18 protein-coding genes are annotated in these 18,110 nt (G+C 72.0%); 4 read left to right on the top strand and 14 right to left on the bottom strand.

Annotated features, from left to right (window positions below):
• Window positions 1–6: 6 nt before the first annotated feature.
• Genes MUB56_RS14935 through MUB56_RS14915 form a run of 5 tightly spaced genes read right to left on the bottom strand, consistent with a single transcriptional unit; the run spans window position 7 to window position 4,679 of the window.
• Complete coding sequence (locus tag MUB56_RS14935; protein WP_244927813.1) at window positions 7–1,173, bottom strand: lipid-transfer protein; 1,167 nt, start codon at window positions 1,171–1,173, stop codon at window positions 7–9.
• Window positions 1,170–1,547: a MaoC family dehydratase gene (locus MUB56_RS14930; RefSeq protein ID WP_244927812.1), complete on the bottom strand. Its 378-nt coding sequence runs from the start codon at window positions 1,545–1,547 to the stop codon at window positions 1,170–1,172. The genes MUB56_RS14935 and MUB56_RS14930 overlap by 4 nt, the downstream gene beginning before the upstream one ends.
• Entirely contained in the window at window positions 1,547–1,990 is a 444-nt protein-coding gene (locus MUB56_RS14925; protein WP_244927811.1) for an OB-fold domain-containing protein, read from the bottom strand. The genes MUB56_RS14930 and MUB56_RS14925 overlap by 1 nt, the downstream gene beginning before the upstream one ends.
• Complete coding sequence (locus MUB56_RS14920; protein ID WP_244927810.1) at window positions 1,987–2,478, bottom strand: MaoC family dehydratase N-terminal domain-containing protein; 492 nt, start codon at window positions 2,476–2,478, stop codon at window positions 1,987–1,989. Before MUB56_RS14920 ends, MUB56_RS14925 begins: the two co-directional genes overlap by 4 nt.
• A complete protein-coding gene (locus tag MUB56_RS14915) occupies window positions 2,475–4,679 on the bottom strand; it encodes an acyl-CoA dehydrogenase (protein WP_244927809.1) in 2,205 nt (734 codons plus the stop codon). Before MUB56_RS14915 ends, MUB56_RS14920 begins: the two co-directional genes overlap by 4 nt.
• 102 nt (window positions 4,680–4,781) lie before the next feature.
• On the opposite strand from MUB56_RS14915, the gene MUB56_RS14910 reads away from it, so the two are divergent.
• On the top strand, window positions 4,782–5,693 hold the full coding sequence (locus MUB56_RS14910) for an alpha/beta fold hydrolase (RefSeq protein WP_244927808.1): 912 nt from the start codon (window positions 4,782–4,784) through the stop codon (window positions 5,691–5,693).
• A 193-nt stretch (window positions 5,694–5,886) separates the two neighbouring features.
• Here the strand turns inward: MUB56_RS14910 and MUB56_RS14905 are convergent, their stop codons facing one another.
• On the bottom strand, window positions 5,887–7,320 hold the full coding sequence (locus MUB56_RS14905) for a wax ester/triacylglycerol synthase family O-acyltransferase (protein ID WP_244927807.1): 1,434 nt from the start codon (window positions 7,318–7,320) through the stop codon (window positions 5,887–5,889).
• Between the two features lie 91 nt (window positions 7,321–7,411).
• Here MUB56_RS14905 and MUB56_RS14900 point away from each other — a divergent pair, with 91 nt between their 5' ends.
• Window positions 7,412–8,674 carry an alpha/beta hydrolase gene (locus MUB56_RS14900; RefSeq protein ID WP_244927806.1) on the top strand — a complete coding sequence of 421 codons (1,263 nt, stop codon included), beginning with the start codon at window positions 7,412–7,414 and terminating at the stop codon, window positions 8,672–8,674.
• Here the strand turns inward: MUB56_RS14900 and yidC are convergent.
• The 4 genes from yidC to MUB56_RS14880 all read right to left on the bottom strand — a co-directional run bounded on the left by yidC (window position 8,623) and on the right by MUB56_RS14880 (window position 12,887).
• The gene (gene yidC, locus MUB56_RS14895; RefSeq protein WP_244927805.1) at window positions 8,623–9,414 is read right to left on the bottom strand and encodes a membrane protein insertase YidC; all 792 of its coding nucleotides are present in this window, start codon (window positions 9,412–9,414) and stop codon (window positions 8,623–8,625) included. The genes MUB56_RS14900 and yidC overlap by 52 nt on opposite strands.
• Window positions 9,415–9,469: 55 nt before the next feature.
• Window positions 9,470–9,742, bottom strand: a complete 273-nt coding sequence (locus tag MUB56_RS14890; RefSeq protein ID WP_244927804.1) for a hypothetical protein — start codon at window positions 9,740–9,742, stop codon at window positions 9,470–9,472.
• Between the two features lie 9 nt (window positions 9,743–9,751).
• Complete coding sequence (locus MUB56_RS14885; protein WP_244927803.1) at window positions 9,752–10,381, bottom strand: 2'-5' RNA ligase family protein; 630 nt, start codon at window positions 10,379–10,381, stop codon at window positions 9,752–9,754.
• Window positions 10,382–10,808: 427 nt separating this feature from the next.
• On the bottom strand, window positions 10,809–12,887 hold the full coding sequence (locus MUB56_RS14880) for an acyl-CoA dehydrogenase (RefSeq protein ID WP_244927802.1): 2,079 nt from the start codon (window positions 12,885–12,887) through the stop codon (window positions 10,809–10,811).
• 109 nt (window positions 12,888–12,996) lie between these two features.
• On the opposite strand from MUB56_RS14880, the gene MUB56_RS14875 reads away from it, so the two are divergent.
• Window positions 12,997–13,650 carry a class I SAM-dependent methyltransferase gene (locus MUB56_RS14875; protein WP_244932415.1) on the top strand — a complete coding sequence of 218 codons (654 nt, stop codon included), beginning with the start codon at window positions 12,997–12,999 and terminating at the stop codon, window positions 13,648–13,650.
• On the opposite strand, the gene MUB56_RS14870 is transcribed toward MUB56_RS14875, so the two are convergent.
• The 3 genes from MUB56_RS14870 to MUB56_RS14860 are packed head-to-tail and all read right to left on the bottom strand — an operon-like array spanning window position 13,621 to window position 16,739.
• On the bottom strand, window positions 13,621–14,715 hold the full coding sequence (locus tag MUB56_RS14870; RefSeq protein WP_244927801.1) for a prenyltransferase: 1,095 nt from the start codon (window positions 14,713–14,715) through the stop codon (window positions 13,621–13,623). The genes MUB56_RS14875 and MUB56_RS14870 overlap by 30 nt on opposite strands.
• Window positions 14,708–15,454 (bottom strand): class I SAM-dependent methyltransferase, encoded by a 747-nt coding sequence (locus MUB56_RS14865; protein ID WP_244927800.1) that lies wholly within the window; start codon window positions 15,452–15,454, stop codon window positions 14,708–14,710. The genes MUB56_RS14870 and MUB56_RS14865 overlap by 8 nt, the downstream gene beginning before the upstream one ends.
• Window positions 15,441–16,739 (bottom strand): glycosyltransferase family 4 protein, encoded by a 1,299-nt coding sequence (locus tag MUB56_RS14860; protein WP_244927799.1) that lies wholly within the window; start codon window positions 16,737–16,739, stop codon window positions 15,441–15,443. Before MUB56_RS14860 ends, MUB56_RS14865 begins: the two co-directional genes overlap by 14 nt.
• Before the next feature lie 187 nt (window positions 16,740–16,926).
• Here MUB56_RS14860 and MUB56_RS14855 point away from each other — a divergent pair, with 187 nt between their 5' ends.
• A complete protein-coding gene (locus MUB56_RS14855; RefSeq protein WP_244927798.1) occupies window positions 16,927–17,529 on the top strand; it encodes a TetR family transcriptional regulator in 603 nt (200 codons plus the stop codon).
• Between the two features lie 44 nt (window positions 17,530–17,573).
• Here MUB56_RS14855 and MUB56_RS14850 read toward each other — a convergent pair whose 3' ends face one another.
• Window positions 17,574–18,071 carry a PPOX class F420-dependent oxidoreductase gene (locus MUB56_RS14850; protein ID WP_244927797.1) on the bottom strand — a complete coding sequence of 166 codons (498 nt, stop codon included), beginning with the start codon at window positions 18,069–18,071 and terminating at the stop codon, window positions 17,574–17,576.
• Window positions 18,072–18,110: the final 39 nt, after the last annotated feature.

The raw sequence follows: 18,110 nt of genomic DNA, 5'->3' as shown, positions 1-18,110 counted from the left end.
GGCCCCTTAGCGGCTGAGGACCAGGCCGCTGGTGGGGACGCCGGTGCCGGCGGTGACGACGAGGTGCTCGACGTCGTCGACCGGGTTGACCGAAGTGCCACGGAGCTGGCGGACGCCCTCGGCGATGCCGTTCATGCCGTGGATGTAGGCCTCGCCGAGCTGGCCGCCGTGGGTGTTCAGCGGGAACGCGCCGTCGACCTCGATCCGGCCGTCGGCCACTAAGTCGGGGGCCTCACCGCGACCGCAGAAGCCGAGCTCCTCCAGCTGCATCAGGACGTACGGCGTGAAGTGGTCGTACAGGATGCCCATCCGCATGTCGGCCGGCCCGAGCCCGGACTGGCGCCACAGCTCGCGGCCGACCACGCCCATCTCGGGGATGCCGATGTCGTCGCGGTAGTACGACGTCATCACGAACTGGTCGGCGCCGCTCCCCTGCGCGGCGGCGGCGACGTACGCCGGGGTCTGGCGCAGGTCCTTGGCCCGCTCGGCCGAGACCACGACCAGCGCGACCGCGCCGTCGGACTCCTGGCAGCAGTCGAGCAGGTGCAGCGGGTCGGCGATCATCCGCGAGGCCTGGTGGTCCTCGATGGTGATCGGCTTCTCGTAGAAGAAGGCGTTCGGGTTGGTCGCGGCGTGCCTCCGGTCGGCGACCGCGACCGCGCCGAAGTCGCGCGACGTGGCGCCGTACTCGTGCATGTAGCGCCGTGCCTGCATCGCGACGGTCGCCGCGGGCGTGCCGAGCCCCATCGGGTAGGTCCAGGCGTTGTCGAGGCCGTTGGTGTTGATCTGCGTCGCGGCCGCGACCGAGAACTGCCCGAACCGGCTCTCCGAGCGCTCGTTGAAGCCGCGGTAGCAGACCACCACGTCGGCCACCCCGGTCGCGACGGCCATCGCCGCCTGCTGGACGGTCGCGCAGGCCGCGCCGCCGCCGTAGTTGATCCGGCTGAAGAACCGCATCTCCTTCATCCCGAGCTCGCGGGCCACCGCGATCTCCGAGGAGGTGTCCATCGTGAACGTCGTCAGCCCGTCGACGTCGGCGACCGTGAGGCCGCAGTCGGCCAGCGCGTGCCGTACCGCCTCCACCGAGAGCTGCAGCTCCGAGCGGCCGGACGCCTTGGAGAACTCCGTCGCGCCGATCCCGACGATCGCGGCCTTCCGCGACAGCCCGCTCACACCGCCACCTTGACCGTGCCGGTGACGTGCTCGCCCAGCGACACCGACCCGACGACCGCGATCACCGCGACGCCGTCCTCGACCGACTCGACGCTGCCGCGGAAGCTCAGCGTGTCGTAGGGGTACGCCGGCGCGCCGAGGCGGATCGCGATGCCCTTCAGCTGGACGTCGTGGCCGGCCCAGTCGGCGACGTACCTCTCGACCAGCCCGTTGGTGGTCAGGATGTTCATGAAGATGTCCTCAGAGCCGGCGGCCTGGGCGATGTCCCGGTCGTGATGGACGTCCTGCCAGTCGCGGGTCGCGATGGCGGTGCTCACGATCGTCGTCGGGGTCAGCGGCAGCCGCCACTCGGGGAGTTGGTCTCCGGGGTTCATCACACGTCCTCCGGTCGTCGAGTAGCCGAGGGACGAGGCGTATCGAGACGCCAGATCGGCAGGGTCAGGTCGTCGTCGACCCGGTTGAAGTCGACGCGCAGCCGCGTGCCGATCTCGATCTCGGCGTCGCCCGTCTCGTCGGAGACCGCGTCCACCACCTCAGCCACCATCCGCACGCCCTCGTCGAGGTCGACCAGCGCGATCACGATCGGCAGCTCCTTGCCGGGCACCGGCGGGTGCCGGTGCACGACGTACGAGAAGACGGTCCCGGTGCCGGCGGCGACCACGTGGCCGCGGTCGAACGCGCCGCAGTCGGGACAGGCCGGCCCGGGCGGGAAGCGCAGCGCCTCGCAGGCGTTGCAGCGCTGGATCCGCAGCTCCCCGACGGCGGTGCCGTCCCAGAAGAACTGGGAGTCGCGGTTCATCATTGGGCGGACGCTCAAGACTGCTCCTTGGGGACGAACTTCAGCACCCGGAACAGCATCGTCGCGACGATCTCGTCGGCGACGTACCAGGTGTTGCGCGAGGTCACGAAGTAGCCCTCGCCCATCGCGGTGCGCTTCGGCCCGACGACGGCGTCCAGCGCGCTGGTGACCCGCACCTGCTCGCCGACGCGCAGGTAGCGCTCGTAGCTCTGCTCGCAGTTGGTGCCGAGCACGGCCGTGAAGCCCTCCGCCGTCAGGAAGTCGGTCATCCGACTGAGCGGGTCCTCCGGCGGCCGCTTGCGGCCCAGCCCCGGCATCGTCCAGACCTGGGCCATCGACGGGGGCGCCTCGCCCTGCCGGAAGCGCTCGTTGTCGTAGCCCATCGCGTCCAGCCAGGTGCCGATGGTCGCCTGGTTGACGGGGTACGGCGCCTGCGACTCGCTCGCCTCGCCCTCGGCCATGATCCGCTCGGCCTCGGCCATGATCCGCTCGTGGGTCCCACTCATCGGGGCACCCGCGGGAGACCGAGCCCGAACATCGCGATCAGCTCGCGCTGCACCTCCTGGACGCCGCCGCCGAAGGTGAGCACGAGGTTGCGCTTGGCCTGCCCGTCGAGGTAGGCCAGCAGGTGGTCGGTCTCCGGGTCGGCCGGGTCGCCGTACTTCTGCACCAGCCCGACCAGGGCGGCCAGCAGGTGCTGGACCTGGTCGGCCGCGAAGACCTTGGACGACGAGGCGTCGCCCACCGAGACCTCGCCGGAGGCGCCGGCGCGGGCGACCTCCCAGTTGAGCAGCTCGTTGACCCGGAACACCGCTGTCGTCTGGCCGAGCACCTGCCGGACGTCGGGGCGGTCGAGGACCCCTGCCTTCGCGCACCACTCGGCGACCCGGTCGCGCAGCCCCTCGATCCGGCCGGCGGGCCCGAGCATCACCCGCTCGTGGTTGAGCTGGGTGGTGATCAGCTTCCACCCCTGGTTCTCCTCGCCGACGAGCATGTCGACCGGGACCCGGACGTCGTTGAAGTACGTCGCGTTCACGTGGTGCGAGCCGTCGGCGGTGATGATCGGGGTGAAGGAGTAGCCCGGGTCGGTGGTGTCCACGATCAGGATCGAGATGCCCTTGTGCTTCGGGGCGTCGGGGTCGGTGCGCACGGCCAGCCACACGTAGTCGGCCTGGTGGCCGCCGGTGGTCCACATCTTCTGGCCGTTGACGATGAAGTGGTCGCCGTCGCGGCGGGCGGTGGTGCGCAGCGAGGCCAGGTCGGTGCCGGCGTCCGGCTCGCTGTAGCCGATCGCGAAGTGCACGTCGCCTTCGAGGATCCGCTTCAGGAAAAGGTCCTTCTGCTTCGCGGTGCCGTAGCGGATCAGGGTCGGTCCGACCGTCTGCAGCGTGACCGCGGGCAGGTGCACGTCGGAGTACTGCGCCTCGTTGGCGAAGATCGTCTGCTCCACCTCGCCGAGCCCGTGCCCGCCGTACTCCTTCGGCCAGCCGACACCCATCCAGCCGTCGGCGCCCATCTGGCGGACGACGCGCTGGTAGGTCGGGCCGTGACGGTCCACGCCCATGTCGCGGTGCTCGTTGTCGTCGGCGAGGCCGCTGAAGTAGCTGCGCAGCTCGGCCTTCAGGTCGCGCTGGGCCTTGCTGAGCTCGAGGTTCTTCGACGCGGGGCTCTCGACCGGGACGTCCTCGGCGCGCGCACCGAGAGCGTGGGCCAGGTCGGTCGCCCAGGAGAAGTAGTGGTGCAGCGGATAGGTCTCGTCGACGCCCATCCCGCCGTGCAGGTGGTGGCAGATCCGCAGCGCCTGCGGCGCCTCGGTGGTGACCCAGTACGCCGCCACCGCGAGGTCGTCGGTCGCGTCGAGGCCCTGCACGACCCGCCAGGCGGCGTTGTCGGCCGCCAGGTCGAGCGTGCGCGAGGCGATGTAGACGTCGGCGATCTGCATCGCGACCGCCTGGAACTGCGCCAGCGCGCGCCCGAACTGCTCGCGGCCCTTGATGTAGGTCGCGGTCAGGTCGCGGGCTCCGGTCACGACGCCGGCGGCGGTGAGTGCCAGGCCGGCGACCGCGAGGTCGCCGAGCAGCCGGTCGGCACCGTCACCGAGCAGCTCGCCCGGGGCGCCGTCGAGGACGACGGTGTGCTGGGGCTCCTTGCTGGAGGTGGTCGACGGGAGCAGCTGGACCCCGGGGCCGCTCGGGTCGACCAGTGCGACGGCCGGCCGGCCGTCGACGGTCACCGTGACGAGCAGGCGGGCCGCGTCCTCGGCGTACGAGACACCGATCTTGCGGCCGCTGACCGTGCCCCGCCCGTCGACGACGGAGTACGTCGTCGCCGGTGCTGCGGTGCTGGCCGTGCCGACCTCGCGCAGGGCCGGCGTCAGCACGATCTCGCCGGCGACGACCCCCGGGAGCAGCTCGGCCTGCTGCTCGTCGGTGCCGTGCGCGGCCAGGGTCAGCGCCCCGCAGCACAGCGTCTCCCAGATCGGCAGGTGGACGGCGCGGGCGGCGGTCTCGCGGAGCAGCACCCCGACCTCGGCCAGGCCGAGCCCCTCGCCGCCGTACGTCGGCGGGACCGGCAGCCCGAGCAGGCCCGCGGCGGCCAGGGCCGGCCAGTCGGCCGACCGGTCGAGGGCCTCGCGGATCACCGAGCGGACCGCGTCGAGCGACTCCGCCGACTCCGCACCAGCCTGGATGAAACCGTCCGAGCTCAAGTCCGTCTCCTCATCGCCTGGGGTCGCTCCCGGGCGGAACTGTAACGTGTTCTATGTTGAAGCGGCAGCCAGGCCGAGGGAGGTCACCCGATGGTGCCATCTGTGCCCCTGCCGTCCCCGCGTGAGCTGCTGCGCCGGGTCTACCTGCCCTGGGCCCGGATCCCGCGGGGTCGCACGATCGAGCTGGCGGGCCGCGGCACGACGTACGTCACGGACACCCCCGGACCCGATCGTGACGCCCCGACCATCGTGCTGCTGCACGCCCTGGGCTGCACGGGCCTGCTGACCTGGTACCCCGCGGTCGAGCCGCTCTCCCGGCGCTTCCGGGTGGTCACCCTCGACCAGCGCTGGCACGGCCAGGGCATCGACAGCCCGGAGTTCTCGCTCTACGACTGCGCCGACGACGTCGCGGCCCTGCTCGACGTGCTGGAGCTGGAGCGCGCCGTGGTGGGCGGGTACTCGATGGGTGGCGTGGTCGCGCAGCGGGTCTGGCGCCAGCACCCCGAGCGCGTGCAGGGCCTGGTGCTCGCCGCGACCAGCGACCGGTTCCGGCTGAACCTGGCCGAGCAGGTGTTCTTCGCCGGCATGGGCGCCACGATGCTCGGCACCCGCAGCGTCTCCCGGTCGCGTACGGCGGTGCGCGCGGCCCGGTCCGCGGCCCGCGCCCTGTCCCTGGAGCCGAGCGACATCCACGACTGGGCGATGCACGAGTTCCGCAGCACCAGCCCGTGGGCCGTCGGCCAGGCGCTCGCCGCGCTCGGCCGCCACCACTCCCGCCCCTGGCTGGGACGGATCGACGTCCCCACCGCGGTGGTGGTGACCGGCCGCGACCACGTCATCCCCCCGGCCCGCCAACACGCCCTCGCCCGGGCGATCCCAGGGGCGACCGTCCACGACGTCGACGGCGGGCACGCCGCCTGCGTCCTGGAGGCGGAGAAGTTCGTCCCGGCCTTCGTCGAGGCGGCGACCACCGTGCACGCCCGCCGGAGGGACATCTCGCGCGAGGTCTCCTGACCTGGCCTGAGAGCCCACCCGGCCTGGGAGACCACCTGGCCTTGGGATGCCCACCCGTCACTTTCTCGGCGCTTTTGGCGGCGTGTCGCGGCAAGACTGACGGGTCGCTCAGCGGACGTCGTACGACGCTCACCGAACCGTCAATGCTGCGACGACACTCCGCAGAAAACGCCGAGAAAGTGACGGGTCGCGCTCAGGTCCGGGCAGCCACGGCGGCTTTGAGGGTCGCGAGCTCGGCCGGGAATCGCCGTACCAGGTCGTCGACGTCCGGCATCGACTCGCGGCAGGCGATGACCCCCACGTGCACCTTGCCGTCGTTCGACATCACCGTGACGTTGAGCCCGGCGCCGTGGAACACCGGCCCGAGCGGGTGCAGGGCCTCGATCCGGGCCCCGGCGAAGTAGAGGGGCACCGGCGGGCCGGGCACGTTGGAGATCACCAGGTTGTGCACGACCGGGTGCCGTTCCGCGAGCCGCAGGTTGGCGTAGGCGCGCACCGCCAGCCCGAAGGTCCGGGCCGCGGCGAACTCGGCCCAGTCCTGCAGCGCGTCGGCACTGATCGCGTTGTGGTGCTCCTTGGCGTGCCGGTTGTGCTCGGACAGCTCCGCGAGCCGCTCGAGCGGGTCCGCCACGTCGGTGCCGAGCCTGGTGAACAGCGCCGAGACCTTGTTCGCCCCGCGGGCGTGCCGCGACGACTCGTGGACCGAGACCGGCACGGTCGCGAGCAGCGAGTCGGCGGGCAGCTCGTCGCGGTCGGCGAGGTAGCTGCGCAGCGCGCCACCCGCGATCGCGAGGACGACGTCGTTGACCGTCGTGGCCGTGGCCCGCTTGATCGCGCGGACGTCCTCCAGGTCGAGATCGGCGATCCCGATCGTGCGGCGACTGGTGATGGTGCCGTTGAACGACGTGCGCGGGGCGGTCAGCGGCGCCGACATCGCCGTGCCGGCGCGGGCCCGCCCGACCGTGCGGGTCACCATGGTCGCCGACGGCGCCAGCAGGCGTACGACGTTCAGCGGCCGCGTCAGGGACGTGAGGACGCCGCGGCCCAGGAGGGCGAGCTGGCCGGGATCGGAGCCGTAGGACCCGGGCTCGTCGAGCTGGAGCGGCTCCGCCTCGGGCTCCAGGCTGCACAGGTGCGAGACCAGGTTGGCGCCCGAGACCCCGTCGACGGTCGCGTGGTGCATCTTCGTAAAGACGACCACGTGATCGGGCTGGTCGGCGCGGTCGGACTCCGAGCGCTCGCCGCCGGCGTACCCCTCGATCACCCACATCTCCCACAGCGGCCGGGACCGGTCGAGCGGCAGGCCGGCGAGGTGGCTGGTGAGGTCCATCAGCTCGCGGTAGCCGCCGGGCGCGGGCAGCGCGAGCCGGTGCACGTGCCGCTCGATGTCGAACTGTTTGTCCTGCACCCAGATCGGGTGGTCGAGTCCGAGCGGCACGCGACGGAGCTTGCGGGTGAACTCCGAGACGTCGCGCACCCCGGCGTCGATCGAGGCCCGCGTCCTCGCGAAGGAGTAGCCGCCCGGGACCGTACTGGGGTCGAGCACGATCACCCCACAGACGTGCATCAGCTGCGCGTGCGTCTCCAGGTAGAGGAAGCTCGCGTCGAGCCCCGACAACCGGTCCATCACCATGGCACTCCGCTCATCTCGAAAATGTAACGTGTTCTACTTCTCAACGAGCGCCATTGCCTCGGGTTCCGCGTCTAGCCTGGGCGCCATGTCCTTCCTGCGCCGCCAGGTCGTCACCGCCGTCCTCACCGCCAACGCGATCCGACCGGCGCCCGGCTACCGGGTCGGGATCCCCTCCTTCATGGCCGGCTGGCTGATCGGGGAGCTCGCTCCGCACGCGCTCGCCCTGACCGCGGCCGACGCCACCACCCACGCGACCGGGCGCCGCCGGAGCGGCCTCGGCCTCGTTCTCGCGGCCGCGAACGCCGCCGGGCTCGCGTTCCTGATCGACCAGGGCCGGCGGGTCGGCACCCAGGCGGAGGAGTCGCTGACCGAGGGACTCGGCGTCGACTACGCCGAGCAGCTCGACGCCGCACCGACCCCGGCCGAGCTCGCCGTGCCGTGGCGCAAGCTCGTCAACCCGTTCCGGATCCGCAGCACCGAGGTCCACAAGCAGCGCGACATCGTCTACGACGACCGGCACGGCAGGCGTGGTCTGCTCGACGTCTACTCCCCCGCCGACGGCGTACCCGAGGGCGGCGCGCCGGTGCTGCTGCACGTCCATGGGGGCGCCTGGACCATCGGCGCGAAGGAGCAGCAGGGGATCCCGCTCATGCAGCACCTCGCCGCCAAGGGCTGGGTGTGCGTCTCCATCAACTACCGGCTCGCGCCCCGCGACCCGTTCCCGGCCCAGATCATCGACGTCAAGAAGGCGATCGCCTGGATCCGCGAGCACATCGAGGAGTACGGCGGCGATCCCGACTACCTGGCCCTCACCGGCGGCTCAGCGGGCGGCCACCTCGTGGCGCTCGCCGCGCTGAGCCCCAACGACCCCGCGTACCAGCCCGGTTTCGAGGACGCCGACACCACGGTCCAGGTCGCCGTGCCCCACTACGGCGTCTACGACCTCGCCGGCTCCACCGGCCTGGCCAGCGCCGAGCTGATGCGGGACAGGTTCCTCGCGCCGCGGGTGTTCAAGCGCCGGTGGACCGAGGATCCGCAGGCCTTCGAGGACGCCTCCCCGATCCTGCGCGTGAGCGCCCACGCACCCGACTTCTTCGTGCTGCACGGCTCGCTCGACACGCTCGTCGGCGTCGACCAGGCCCGACTCTTCGTCGAGCGGCTGCGCCAGGTCTCCAAGCGGACCGTCGTGTACGCCGAGCTGCCGGGCGCTCAGCACGCCTTCGACGTCTTCCCCTCGATCCGCAGCTCCCACGTCGTGCGGGCGATCGACCGCTACCTGCACTGGCACTGGAACGGCTACCGCCGCGAGCGCGCCGCCGGCGTACCTGGGGTGGGGAACCAGCGGTAGACGACCGCGCTCTGCCCGAGCGTCCACAACCCGTTGCAGAGCCAGTAGCCGATCAGCGCGACCGGGACGACCGCGCCGGCCACCAGCAGCCCGACCGCGGAGAGCGCGGGCATCAGCTGCTGCGCGCGACCGACCGCCTCGGGCAGGTCGTCGACGAGGGTGTTGGGTGCGACCAGGAAGCGCTGGGTGAGGTACGACAGCGCGGCGGCCGCTCCCGCGAGCCCGGCCACCACCGCGAGGTGCGCGGCGCCGCCGCCGAGGTAGCCCCGGTCGGCGAGCTGGACGCCGACCAGCGTCGCGGAGCCGAGCGAGGCGACCAAGCCGCCGTCCATCGCCCCGACCGGGGTGCTGGATGCGAGGTCGCTGAGCAGGTGGTAGAGCGCGAGCCACACCGGCAGCTGCAGCAGCAGCGGCAGGCAGCCCAGGCGCGAGGTGCCGTGCTCCGCGCCGATGCGGCGGCGCGCCTCGGCGTAGGCCTGGAGACTGGCCGCGTCGGTGCGGCCGCGGTAGCGCTTCGCGAGGTCCCGCAGCTGGGGCCGGGCACGGGCGGTGGCGTGCGCGCTGCGAACCCCGTGGACGGTCAGCGGGAGCAGTGCGACCCTGACGACGACCACGACGGCGGCGATGCTGAGCAGCCAGGTCGGGCCGGCGTCGGGGGCGGCGCCGAGGGTGGTGAGGGAGTGGTGGGCGGTGGCGACGACGGCCGCCAGGGCGTGCGAGACAGGGTCGAGAACGGACACGGGTGCTCCTGGAAGGTACGGACGGTAAGGGACCTGGGCTCGCGCGGGGCGAGCGTCAGGCCGCTTCCGGAGCACGCGGGCGACGCGGGTGGCTGACCGGGTCGGTGACCCGGTCGCGCGAGGACCACACCGCCTCGCCGCGGTCGGGCCGCACGAGGCGCGGCCCGACCAGCACGACACCGCGCAGCGGGGCGTCGGTGAGCACGGCGACGAGGACCGACGCCACGACGGCCAGCCCGGCGAGGGCCGGCGAGTCGTTGGTCAGCAGCAGCGCCGGCAGCACCACGAGCAGGACGGCGCCGAGCGCTGCCTGCAGTCTCGCGGTCATGGCGCGATCCTACGGTGCCGCGAGCTCGACCTCGTCGAGCACGCGCCACTGATAGTGCCGGTCCCGGCGGGTGACCTCGGCCAGCGTGATCCGGTCGACGACGACCGAGGACGGACCCGCCGGCGCCTCGGCGAGCCGAGCACCCACCTCCGCGGCCGGCACGTGACGGTTGAGGTAGGCCAGGCTGACGTGCGGTCGGAAGCGGGTCGGGTGCACGACGGGCCGGTCGGCGCCGAGCACCGCCTGCGTCCGCTCCCGCGCCACCGCCTGCACCTCCCGGAGCGCTGCGTCCGGTCCGGCGACCAGGGCGATCGCGGTCCGGAACGACACCACCGGGCCCAGCTCGACCCGCAGCGGGCCGGGCTGCCCGACCGCGCTCCGCACCGCGCTCGACACCTCGGCGAGCAGGCCGGCGCCGAGGTCCTCGACGTACCCGACCTCGGTCAGCGTGAGGTGCCACCACCGCGGCGGCACGGTGTCCAGCCACGGCACCGCGTCGAGCGCGTCGCAGTAGCGCTCCAGGCCGGGCGCGCGGACCTCGTCGGGAGGGACCGTGAGGTACCAGAAGGCGCAGGCGCGCTCGTCCGACCACTCCGGGCGCCAGCCCCAGTGGTCCGCGCCGTCCTCGGTGGTGTCCACGACCGCCGAGGTTAACCGAACCCGCGCGCTCCTACTCCCGTCGGCGACCCTCCCGCCCCGGGTCGTCGCTCATCCGCGCGAACGCCCGCGAACCCGATTTCCTCGTGCTGCACGGCTCGCTCGACACCCTCGTCCAGGCTCGGCTCTTCGTCGAGCCGCTGTGCCAGGCCTCGGAGCGGGCCGTCGTGTACATCGAGCTGCCGGGCGTCGAGCGCCACCTGCACTGGCACTGGAACGGCTTCCGACGCCGCGAGATTCGCTCCGCGTGCGCCGCCGGCGGGGCACCGATGAGCTCGGAGTCTGGTGCGCACCAGGTGCGCACCAGACTCCGAGACAACCGACAACGTGGCCAGCGGACCGGTAGGCACCGACCAGTGGTGCCTTGGCACCGTGTCCCTGACGTAGGGACCGCTGAGACCCGCCGATCTCAGCGCGGGAGACCCAGGATCCGCTCGCCCGCGACGTTGCGGAGGATCTGGGTCGTGCCTCCGGCGATGGAGAGGCACCGGGTGTTGAGCATCTCCCAGACGTCGGCCGCGACCTCCTCGTCGGCCCCGGCGACGACCGCCCGGTCGCCGTGCAGCGCGACCACCAGCTCGGAGCCCTCCTGCCGGTTGCGGACGCCGAGCAGCTTGGCGACCGACGACTCCGGGCCGGGCCCCTGACCGGAGAGCGAGCGCAGCACGGTGCGGACCCCGAGCAGCGAGCACACCGTCGACAGGGCGACCGAGCGCCCCACCGCGACCCGCTGCGCCGGCGAGGCCGAGGCGGCCAGGGCCACCGCCCGCTCGGTGGACTTGCTGAGCCGGCTGGTGGCCATCGCGACCCGCTCGTTGGCGAGCGTGGTCCGGGCGAGCTTCCAGCCGTCGCCCGGTCGGGCCACCACCATCTCGTCGGGCACGAAGACCTCGTCGAGGAACACCTCGTTGAACAGCGCCTCGCCGGTGATCTCGCGCAGCGGCCGCACGTCGATGCCCGAGGAGTTCTTCATGTCGACGAGGAAGTAGGTGATGCCGCGGTGCTGCGGGACGTCGGCGTCCGTGCGGGCCAGGCAGATGCCCCAGTCGGCCTTCTGCGCGACCGAGGTCCACACCTTCTGCCCGGTGAGCTTCCAGCCGCCGTCGACCTTGACGGCCTTGGTGCGCAGCGACGCGAGGTCGGATCCCGAGCCGGGCTCGGAGAACAGCTGGCACCAGATCAGCTCGCCGAGGAGCGAGGGCCGCACGAACCGCTCCCGCTGCTCGTCGGTGCCGTGCTCGAGGATCGTCGGGAGCGCCCAACCGGCGATCACGATGTCGGGCCGGGTGACGTCGGCGCGGGCCAGCTCCTGGTCGATGACGATCTGGGTCACCGCGTCGGCGCCGAGACCGTACGGCGCGGGCCAGTGCGGCGTCAGGTAGCCGGCCTCGACCAGCGCCGCGCGGCGCTCCTCGTCCGGCAGCCCCGCGATCCGCTCGGCGCTCGCCCGCACCTCGTCGCGGATGCCCGCGTCGCGTCCGTCGAGGTCGACCGCGAGGCGGCGTCGTACGCCGTCGACGGCGCGCTCGGTCAGCCGCGCGGCGGCGTCGTCGGAGGAGCCGAGGAGCGCGCGCAACGCGGCGGCCCGGCGGTAGTAGAGGTGCGCGTCGTGCTCGAAGGTGAAGCCGATCCCACCCAGGACCTGGATGCAGGACTTCGCCGCCGAGAGGGCGCCGTCGAAGACGGTCGCCGCGGCGACGTCGGCCGCGAACGCCCACTGCTCGTCGTCGGGGCCGAAGGCCACGGACGCGACGTCCCACGCCGCGGCGGTCACCGACTCGGCGGTCTCGAGCATCTCGGCACACAGGTGCTTGATCGCCTGGAAGCTGCCGATCTTCTGCCCGAACTGCTCGCGCACTCCTGCGTACTCGACGGCCGTCTCCAGGCACCACCGCGCCACGCCCGCGGCCTCGGCGGCCCCCAGCGTCACGGCGGTACGTCGGACCAGCTCCGCGTCCAGGCCGGGTACGCCGAGGCCCGCGGTCGCCTCGTCGACCCGCACCGAACCGAAGCGGCGGCTCAGGTCGATCCCCGGGTGCGATGTGACGGTGACGGCGGACCGCGGGTAGACCGTCCAGGTGCCGGCGGAGTCCTCGAGCAGCACGTGGGTCGCGGACGGGACGTCCCAGACCACGTCGGAGAGCCCGAGCGCCACCACCGCGCCCTCGCCCAGCGCGGCGGCCACCGGCGACTCCCCCAGCAGCACCGCGGCGACGGCCGGACCGAGCAGCGGCCCCGGCAGCAGCTCGTGCGCACAGGCCTCCAGCGCTACGGCGACGTCGAGCACGGAGCCGCCACCGCCGCCGGCCGACTCCGGCAGGCCGATGGTGGCCACGCCCAGGTCGCCGACCGCGCTCCACACGTCACCGAAGGCCGCTCCCGCGTCGTGCTCGGCGGCGCGGACGACGGTCGGACCGTCGAGCGAGGCCGCCCACTTGCGCAGGCTGTCGGCCAGCTCGACGTGCTCGTCGGAGATCCCGATGGACATGGGGCAACCACCTTGGTTTTCGAGGCTCGTTGCGCTCCCGCCCCAACCGGCGATGAGCACAGAAACTAGAACGTGTTCCAATACTACTAGGCTGAGACCCGTGACGGACATGCCGGCTGACCTGCTCGACCACGCGCTCGCCGCCAAGGGTTTCATGCCCGAGGACGAGGGCCTACTGCTGCACCGCGCTGCGCGGGAGCGGCTCCCCCACGGCCCGGCCCTCGAGGTCGGCACCTACTGCGGCAAGTCCGCGATCTACCTGGGGGCTGCGGCCCGCGAGGTGGGTGGCCCGCAGGCGGTGGTCTTCACCGTCGACCACCACCGCGGCTCGGAGGAGAACCAGGCCGGCTGGGAGCACCACGACACCGAGGTCGTCGACCCCGAGACCGGCCGGATGGACACCCTGCCGTTCTTCCGCCGTGCCCTCGCCCGGGCGGGCCTGGAGGAGCAGGTCGTCGCCGTGATCGGGAGGAGCACCACGCTCAGCGCCCATTGGCGTACGCCGCTGTCGCTGCTGTTCATCGACGGCGGGCATGCCGAGGAGCACGCGCAGAACGACTACGCCGGCTGGGCACCGTGGGTGATGCCCGGCGGCTTCCTGGTGATCCACGACGTGTTCGCGGATCCCGCCGAGGGCGGGCAACCGCCGTACCACGTCTACCTGCGCGCGCTCGCGAGCAACTGCTTCGAGGACGTCGAGGCGCTCGGCTCGATGCGGGTGCTGCGTCGTACCTCAGGCGTGGCCGGAGACCCGGTCGGCTGAGGGGCAGCCGCACTCCAGCGCGAGCTCGGTGAAGTGCGGCGGCATCGACGTCCCGCGCATGATCCCGGAGCCGGCGGTGCTGTGCCCGGCCACCTCGCCGAGCGCGTCGACGGCGAGGATCACGGCCGCCGCGGTGTACGTCGTGTGCTCGACCGGCCAGTGCACCGGCGCGTTGTCGCCGCGGTAGACCCAGCCGGTCCAGTACGCGCCGGCCTCGCCGCGCAGGTGCTGCATGTCGGCGAGCAGCGCGAGCGCCCGCCGGTGGTCCCCCAGGCAATCCAGGGCCATCGCCAGCTCGCAGGTCTCCGCGCCGGTGACCCACGGGTTGGTGTCGACGCAGTGGATCCCGAGCCCGGGCACCACGAAGTCCTCCCAGCGCGAGTCGAGCAGCTCGACGGCCTCCGCCCCGCGGACCGCGCCGCCGAGGACCGGGTAGTACCAGTCCATGGAGTACGTCGACTTGTCCTCGAACAGGTCGCGATGCTCGCGCACGGCGTGGCCGAGCCGGCCGCCGGCGAGCTCCCACTCCGGCTGCGGGTCGTCGAGCAGGTCCGCGAGCGCCACCCCGGCGCGTAGCGAGTGGTAGATGCTCGCGTTGCCCGTCAGTAGGCAGAACGACTCGGTCGGCGTCCAGTTGATGCCTCCGAAGGCGACCTGCTGCCCCACGACCCAGTCGAGCCCGGCCCGCACCGACGGCCAGAACCGCTGCACGAAGTCGAGGTCGCGTCGTACCAGCCAGTGGTGCCACAGCCCGACGGCGAAGTACGCCGACATGTTCACGTCGCCGCGCTCGTCGTCGGCCACGCCGCGGACGATCTTCATCGGCCAGGAGCCGTCGATGCGCTGCAGCGTCGGGATCCAGGCGTAGGCGCGCTCGGCGGCCTCCACCTGGCCACCGACCAGGAGCGCCATCGCGGCCTCGACGTGGTTCCAGATGTCGACGTGCTCGCCCACCGCCCACGGGATCGCCCCGCACGGCTCCTGCATGGTGACGATCGACCGCGCCGTCTCGGCGACCTGCTCGGCGGTGAGGACGCCCTCGACGTAGGGCAGCGCCTCAGGCATGTGGCTTCCGGAAGTACAGGACCATGCTCTTGCCGATGATCGGGTCGAGGACCTTGCCCGCGAGCTGGAGCGTCCTGGGCTGCTTCATGATCTCCCAGACCAGCAGCTTGTGGTACGCCTTCGCGAGCGGGTGGCCGTCGTTCTCGACGCCGACCGCGCACTTGATCCACCAGTACGGCGCGTGCAGGCCGTGGGCGTAGTCCTTGCTCTCGAAGATCATCGCGTCGCCGGGGGTGCCGTCGTTGAAGCGACCGGCCTTGGTCACCTTGTCGATCAGCTCGTGGTCGGTGTAGATCCGGATGTGCCCGCCCTGGGCGTTGTGGTAGTCGTCCGAGAGCTTCCAGTTGATGACCTCGGGCAGCCAGCGCGGCACCGAGATGGCCAGCGTGCCGCCCGGCCGCAGGACGCGGACCAGCTCGGTGATGGCGTCGACGTCGGCGTGGATGTGCTCCAGGACCTCGGCCGCGACGATCCGGTCGAACTCCCCGTCGGCGAAGGGCAGCTGCAGGGCGTCGCCCTGCTTGATGTCGGCCGAGGCACCCTCGGGCACCTCGCCCTTCTCCTTCATCGCCCCGAAGATCTCCAGCACCCCGGCCAGCTCGTCGGCGTCCATGTCGAAGGCGACGACGTCAGCGCCGCGGCGATACATCTCGAACGCGTGCCGGCCACCGCCGGCTCCCATGTCGAGCACCCGCTCCCCGGCCTGGAGACCCAGGCGGTCGAAGTCAACGGTCAGCACGGTGGCCCTCCTCTTGTTCGCGCCGGTAGTCGGCGATCACTTCGTCGTACGCCGCCGCCACGGTCACGGCGACCGCCCGCCAGCTGAACAGCTCCTCGACCCGCTTGCGCCCGGCGGCGCCGTACCGGTCGCGCCGCTCGGGGTCGTCGAGCAGGGCACCGATGGCGGTGACCAGCTCGCCCACGTCTCCGGGGGGGACGAGGTCCGCGCAGAGGCCGTCGGGGCCGACGACCTCGGGGATCGCACCGGCCCGCGAGACGACCAGCGGGGTCGCGCAGGCCATCAGCTCGGCGGTCGGCAGCGAGAAGCCCTCGTAGAGCGAGGGCACGCAGGCCAGCTCGGCCGAGCCCATCAGCTCGACCAGCTGCGCGTCGCTGATGCCGTGCACGAACCGGACCGAGTCGCCGATGGCGAGCTCGCTGATCAGCCGCTCGGTGCGCCCGCCCGGACGCGGCTTGGTGACCAGCACCAGCTCGATGTCGCGCTCGGTGCGCAGCTTGGCGAACGCCTCGAGCAGGGTGGCGATGCCCTTCATCGGGGCGTCGGCGCTGGCCATCGCCAGGATCCGGCCCCGGACCCGCGGCTTGGTCGGCGGCACGAAACCGTCGTCGACGCCGAGCAGGATCACCTGCATCCGGTCGAGATCGACGCCGAAGTCCGTGGCGATGTCGCGCTTGGACGTCTCCGAGGGGGTCAGGATCTTGCGCGCCCGGCGGGCGACCCGGGCCTGCATGCGCAGGAAGCCGTACCAGCGGCTGATCGTGAGCTTGCGCCACGGGTTGCGGGTCTGGCTGATGTCGATGCGCCGGTCGAAGGTGATCGGGTGGTGCAGCGTCGTGATCAGCGGCAGCCCGAGCTTCTCGATGTCGAGCATGCCGTAGCCGAGCACCTGGTTGTCGTGGACGATGTCGAAGTCGTCGACGCGGTCCTTCAGCACGCGCGCGACGCGGGTGCTGAAGGTCTTCGGCTCCGGGAAGCCGGCCGTGCACATGGTCGCGAACTCCTCGACGTCGACCAGGTCGCGGAACTCGCGCAGCTTCGGCACCCGGAACGGGTCGGGCTGGCGGTACAGATCCAGGCTCGGGACCTCGGTGAGCTTCACGTCGGGGTGGTCGAGCTCGGGGTACGGCTGGCCCGAGAACACCTCCACGCTGTGCCCGAGGTTGGCCAGCTCGCGACTCAGGTGTCGCAGGTAGATCCCCTGGCCCCCCGTGTGCGCATGGCTCCGGTAGGACAGCAAGGCGACACGCATCTCGTCGCGACCCTCTTTCGTGGTGGTGCTCATGAACGGCATCCGGACACTTGCCGGAAACGGTGACCCGCGGGGCCGGACGAAGTGGAACGTGTTCCTATCATGTCCCACCGATTGCTAGCCTAGCCGCGCCATCTGCTTTCCTCGTCCACACACAGGCGACAGCGCTGTCGCCCGACCGTGTCGATGACCCTGACTCCAAGACCGCCTGGGGGCCCTTGTGAGCACCGCCAACTCGCTCAGCGTCGACGACCTCGGCTCCGCCGCCCAGCGCGACCGCCGCAAGCGCATCCTCGATGCGACCATCGAGCTGGCCTCGACCGGCGGCTTCGACGCGGTCCAGATGCGCGCGGTCGCCGAGCGTGCCGACGTGGCGCTCGGCACGCTGTACCGCTACTTCCCCTCGAAGATCCACCTGCTGGTCTCCGCGCTGGGCCGCGAGCTCGAGCGTGCCGACGCCGCGATCCGCGAGCGGCCGGCCGTCGGCGACACCGCCGCCGAGCGGGTGATCCAGATCCTGAAGCGCACCACCCGCGGCATGCAGGGCGACGCCCACCTGACGGAGGCGCTGACCCGGGCGTTCATGTTCGCCGACGCCTCGGTGAAGGCCGAGATCCACTCGGTCGGCATGCTGCTGACCCAGATGATGACCCGCGCCATGCACCCCGGGCAGGCCGAGCTGACCGAGGAGGACGTCGCCATCGCGCGCGTCATCGGCGACGTGTGGCTCTCCGCCCTGGTCGCCTGGGTGACGGGTCGCTCCACGGCGGCCGACACCGCCGTCCACATGGAGACCGCGGTCAAGCTGCTGCTGCGTGACTGAGCTCCGCTCAGGACCGCGCCGGATCGGCGGTGTCATTCTCGGCGTCACTCGAGGAAGGCCGCCGTCGAGCCGCCCAGCTCCATCGGCTCCATGCCCAGCTTGCGGTGGTCCCAGCTGCGCGTCCGCTCGGCGTCGAGGCGGACCACCACGCGGTTCTTGGCCATCAGCTCCACGAACGGCCGGAGCTCCTCGGTGTACGGCGCGTTGTAGCGCTCGAAGATGTTGAGGCACACGTCGAAGACCAGCTGCGGGTCCTCCAGGATGACGCCCGTGCCCTCGAGCGAGACGCCCCGGAGCTGGTCGTAGGTGTGCCCGGCCTCGACCATGAAGCTCATCCGACCGTCGCGGCGCAGGTTGACGACCTTCTGCGACTTCGCCTTGGTCTCCAGCCACACGTGACCGTCGAGCCAGGCGTACCACATCCCGACGAGGTGGACCTGGCCGTTGGCACCGACGGTCGCCACGGTCGAGCTCCGCTGCTGGGTCAGGAAGTCGTCGACCTCGTCTGAGGACATCACGATCTGGGCGCGCTGGTTGGCCATGCCTCAGACTCTCACAGTTCCACTGTCAGGATCGAGCAG

The organism is Nocardioides sp. W7, assembly GCF_022919075.1.
Classification (GTDB): Bacteria; Actinomycetota; Actinomycetes; order Propionibacteriales; family Nocardioidaceae; genus Nocardioides.
Note: the sequence above shows the minus strand (reverse complement) of the source record. Positions and strands in the feature narration are given on the sequence as shown.